The organism is Candidatus Synechococcus spongiarum (assembly GCF_900047545.1).
In the GTDB taxonomy this organism is placed as follows: domain Bacteria; phylum Cyanobacteriota; class Cyanobacteriia; order PCC-6307; family Cyanobiaceae; genus Synechococcus_B; species Synechococcus_B spongiarum_C.
Map to the genome: position 1 here is coordinate 1 of NZ_FITM01000039.1, position 4,369 is coordinate 4,369.

The following is a 4,369-nucleotide window of genomic DNA, read 5'->3' on the forward strand; positions in this document are numbered from 1 at the left end:
CTGCCCACGGCTCAGGCGGAGCGCAGCGCCTCCACAACGGAACGGAAGGCGAACCATTCGGGAATCGTCTCCCCGCTGCGTAGCATCCGGCGAAACCTGGTGCCACTTAGCTTTTTGATGTGCAGGTTCTTTTCTGTAGCGCGGTCGGCACTGATATAACCCTCTTCGTCTGTGTACACTAAGCTGAGGGAGGGTACCACCTGCATGCCCAGCTCGTGGCAGTGGGTTCTGGCCAGGTCCTGGGCGTCATAGGGACCGTAGAAGTCTTCGCCGGTAATGGAGGATTTGCAGCCGGCCATGTCCCGACCAATGATGAAGTGGGTGCAGCCGTAGTTCTTGCGGATGATCATGTGCTGGAGCGCCTCCCGCGGGCCGGCCATGTGCATGGAGTAAGGCAGATAGCTCCAGTGAATGCGCGGGTTCTTCACCTCTTCAGCAAGGCGCTCATAGGTTTTCACCCGCACCTCGCCGGGAATGTCGTCCCCCTGGGTGGGGCCGCAGGTGGGATGCACCAGCACCACCGCATCCGCTGTTACGTTCTCCGCCTCCAGCGCCCCGGTGAACAGTGCGTAGTGGGCCTTATGGATGGGGTTGCGGCATTGGAAAGCCACCACGTCGCGCCCCTTGGGAAGGTGGTCACGCAATTGCGTAGGGGTCTGGCAGGAAAATCCGCGGTGGGGCAGGCTCAACCCATGCACCGGGCCACCCAGGTAGTAGCGGCCCCGCTCCCCGCTGATCATGCGCACTGCGGGATGTTCGATGGAGGTTGTCCCGTAGCACTGCTGGGCTTCCCAGGGCTTGTTGGGGAGCCACTTGCTCGCCACATCCATCACGGCCAGAAATTGGCCCCGATAGGTGAGCAGGAGACGATCACCCGGCGCAATATCCTCCCGATCCGTGTGGAACACAACGGGCAACCCGAAGAGCAGCCCGCTGCTGGTGCGCATGGTATCGATGACGGCGTGATAGTCCTCCTCCCCCATGAAGCCCCGCAGGGGCGAGAACCCACCCACCAGCAGCAACTCCAGGTCGCAGGCTTCCCGGTCGCCACAGGCCACTGTTTTGGTGACGGACTCCATCAGAGCGGGCCGGTCCGCTTCGGAAACCATCCGGTTGACCAGGCTGTTGCCATGGGGAGCAATGTGAGACGGAGGACTGATGGTGGCGGTCATGGGTGCTGATGCAGCCGAAGGAGCTTGCTGCATTGTGCAGCAAGCTCCTTCATGCCGCGAAGTTAAGGTCAACTCAAGCCTTGTCAACCCGCCCGTAGAGTTCTCCAGTGATCTTGAGTTCCAGGGGCTCCTTGCTGCCCATGTCCGTGTCGGACTTCTGTAGGGCCGTGAACAGGCCACTGAATTCACCGGTCTCCCCATCCACACGGGTGATGGACAGACTCAGGGCGCCCTCGCTCTCCAGGTAGCGCTTGACGTTTTCCCGCTCCAACTCCTCGGAAGTGCCCACTGGCACAAGCCCAACAGCGCTGTCGTAGCCTGTAGTCAGGCCCCGGCCCTTGGGATCGAGGAAGTTGCTGGTGCGGTAGCTGGGAACGGTGTAGGAGCCTTCAAAGTCAGTACTGGTGGTGATGGTCTCACCGGGGGCTGTGGCCACCAGATCCTTGCTGCTGAACACAAAGGGCACTTCCTCGCCACCGGGCATGATGACGGTGATCAACTGGAAGTCCATGCCGCCTTTCTCGACAAAGGTGACCTGGTCGTCGGTAACCGTCAGGTCGCCAAACACTTCATCCAGGGACGAGGTGTAGCGGGTGAGGATTTTCCCATCCACAAAGCGGGGGGCTTGGCGTTTGTTGACGGGCTCCACCAGCACCTGAACGGAGGAGGGGTGCATGCAGACGTTGGTGAACTGGTAGCTGGCCTCCGGTTCCAACGAGATGGCCCCCCGGGCGGACTCGTCCACGGTGAAGCAGTCGTTGGCCAGGCCGGTGTTGAGAATCTCGTCGTAGGTCAGGCCGGCGCGGGTCCTGGCCTTGGCGTCACCGCCACAGGCGGTCACAAAAATCAGGCACAGCGCCAGAACAGCCGCGACCAGGGGGCGGAATCGCATTGCTCAAAAACCACGATCAGTTCCCGATCCTACAGGTGGAGACCGGCCATCATGCTTACGATGTCGCAGCTTGCAACAGGCCTCAATGAGCAACCATCCCGGCCCGTCAAGTCCCCGTCCGAGCAATACGGCGTCCGAGTCCATGGCTGACCGCCGCTTGCAGGTTCTTCGGGACACCGTACAGGCCTTGGTCGCTGATCGACGCGGTGATGGCGTGGGCCTGCTGGAGTTGTTGCGAGAACTGGAGCGCTTCCACCACCAGATTGAGCAGGGACCTTTCCGTGAAGCACTCCCTGATGGGCGCAACGCCCTCTATCAGTTTTTGCAAGATATGGAACGATCAGGTGGCTGGCCTTATATCCCGCGCCCCCGGCTGCGCAGCCTTCTGAGGATACCCGAGACTTCCCCGCAGCACCGCAGCTAAATCGCAACCAAATTCAGGTCTGCAGAGGATCCTTACGCCAGGGTTGGGCGGGGTCCGGACCGTTGAAACTGGTGAAGCTCCCCAGTCAAGACCGACCAGATGGCGCCAGCCATGGTGGCCTTATCCTGGCTGGCCAACCCGTGCTCCCGACCGTCAGCCCACAGGAGAATGCCCCCATTGGGCTGGTTGCCAAAGCCGCGTCCTGCAAGTCCAACGGGATTGAGGACAATCCAATCCAACCCCTTGCGCCGCAGCTTCTCCAGCGCCCGGCCCCGATCCAGGCCATGCTCGGCTGCAAATCCCAGCATCCACTGATCCCTCCGGGTGCGAGCCGCCAGAGTCGCCGACAGGTCTGGAGTGTCTTGCAGGGGCAGGGGGTTGGGCAGCGCATCCTTGGCCCACTTGACGGCAGTGGTGACCCCTGGAGCATGGTCCGCCACCGCTGCCGCCATGACCAGTCCGTGGACCTGGGGAAGACGCCGGGCAAGGGCCGCGCCCATCTCCGCGGCCGACACCACCGGGCAGGTGTCCAATGGGTCCAGCCAACTGGCGGGCACGTTGCTCAGGGGGCCATGGACAAGCTGCACAGCAGCTCCCCGCAGGGCGGCCATGAGGGCCATGGCCACACCCATGCGGCCACTGCTGGGGTTGGTCAGGCAACGGACCGGGTCCAGAAACTCCCGTGTTGGCCCGGCGCTGCAGAGAATGCGCAAGCCCTTGAGATCGGCCACGCCCCCTGTGGCGAGGGCCGCTCTGATGCCCTGCAACAGCAGTTCCGGTTCCGGCAGCCGACCCATGCCGCGACTGTCGCAGGCCAGCAGGCCCCGGGCGGGGGGCATGGGAAGCAGGCGGGGCCACCGGCACAGGGCCTGCCAATTGGCCTGCACGGCGGGTGCATCCCACATGGTTGTATTCATGGCGGGGGCTGCCAGCAGGGGGGCCTGGGTGGCCAGAACGGTGCTGCTGAGCAACGTGTCCGCCATCCCGTGAACCAGTTGGGCCAGGGTGGTGGCCGAGAGTGGGGCCACCACAACCAGCTCGGCCCACTCCGCCAGGGCAACGTGCAATGGTCGTGGCTGGCAAGGATCACATTGGTGGGCCTCAAGGTTGCAGGGCTGGCGGGAGAGGCTGGCCAAAGCCAGGGGACTGACAAATTGCTCCGCCTTGGGGGAGAGCACGCAGCGCACCTGTGCCCCCTGCTGCACCAGGCTGGACACCAACCGGGGCAGCTTGACAGCAGCGATGCTGCCGCAACCGGCCACCAGAATACGCCGACCCACAATCGGATCCGTGGGCGTCCGGTCTTTGGACGTCAAGTCTTCAGTCTTCGTCAAAGGGCTCCTGGTCAATCAGGTGGCGATAGGGCTGCACCAGATCGGGCCGGTGGATGGCCAACGCCCGTAGCAGGTGCCAATCCTGGAGGCTCGCAAAGGCATCGGCATAGTCGTCCTCCTCCAGACGCCGGGCAATGGCGGCAACATTGACTTCCTCCCCGCCGTAGACGACGGGGATTTCTTTCTTCAAATGAGACATGACTGCCCTCCTTGATCAAGACGGGTTCCTGGTTCATGGCCAGACGCGGACAAGTCCGTCTTAACTCTCGAATCCACAGGCGTTTAACCTCTCCGTCAGCCCGGCGGCGAGAGTGAACGCGCAAGCTTCTGGTGCTTGGCCATCCCCGAAACGTTCAGATCCTCGATACACACCGTCTAGTTTTCGTGGATGAGTCGCGTGCTGAGCTTGTGGAGATGGTCCAACCGTTGGTCCGCCACCTGGACATGAGCCTTGGCCAAGCGTAGCCGGGTCTTCTGCCTGTTGTGAGGCATATTGGCGCCTGCCAGGTAAGCCGAGGCGATTAACGCCTCCACTCTCTTGGTGCGA

At 62.7% G+C, this 4,369-nt stretch carries 5 protein-coding genes; 1 reads left to right on the plus strand and 4 read right to left on the minus strand.

All coding sequences use genetic code 11. The annotated features are described in order from the left end of the window. Positions 1-11: 11 nt before the first annotated feature. Together sat and psbO are read right to left on the minus strand one after the other, a co-directional pair. Entirely contained in the window at positions 12-1,172 is a 1,161-nt protein-coding gene (gene sat, locus FLM9_RS01525; protein WP_074456943.1) for a sulfate adenylyltransferase, read from the minus strand. 73 nt (positions 1,173-1,245) lie between these two features. Further along, entirely contained in the window at positions 1,246-2,064 is an 819-nt protein-coding gene (gene psbO, locus FLM9_RS01530; protein WP_074456944.1) for a photosystem II manganese-stabilizing polypeptide, read from the minus strand. 142 nt (positions 2,065-2,206) lie between these two features. Between psbO and FLM9_RS01535 the strand changes: the two genes are divergently transcribed. Beyond that, positions 2,207-2,488 carry a hypothetical protein gene (locus FLM9_RS01535; protein WP_074456945.1) on the plus strand — a complete coding sequence of 94 codons (282 nt, stop codon included), beginning with the start codon at positions 2,207-2,209 and terminating at the stop codon, positions 2,486-2,488. Positions 2,489-2,520: 32 nt separating this feature from the next. Here the strand turns inward: FLM9_RS01535 and coaBC are convergent, their stop codons facing one another. Both coaBC and isiD read right to left on the minus strand, forming a co-directional pair. Then, complete coding sequence (gene coaBC / locus FLM9_RS01540; protein WP_074456946.1) at positions 2,521-3,804, minus strand: bifunctional phosphopantothenoylcysteine decarboxylase/phosphopantothenate--cysteine ligase CoaBC; 1,284 nt, start codon at positions 3,802-3,804, stop codon at positions 2,521-2,523. A gap of 4 nt (positions 3,805-3,808) precedes the next feature. Continuing rightward, entirely contained in the window at positions 3,809-4,021 is a 213-nt protein-coding gene (isiD, locus tag FLM9_RS01545; protein WP_074456947.1) for a protein IsiD, read from the minus strand. Positions 4,022-4,369 lie beyond the last annotated feature (348 nt).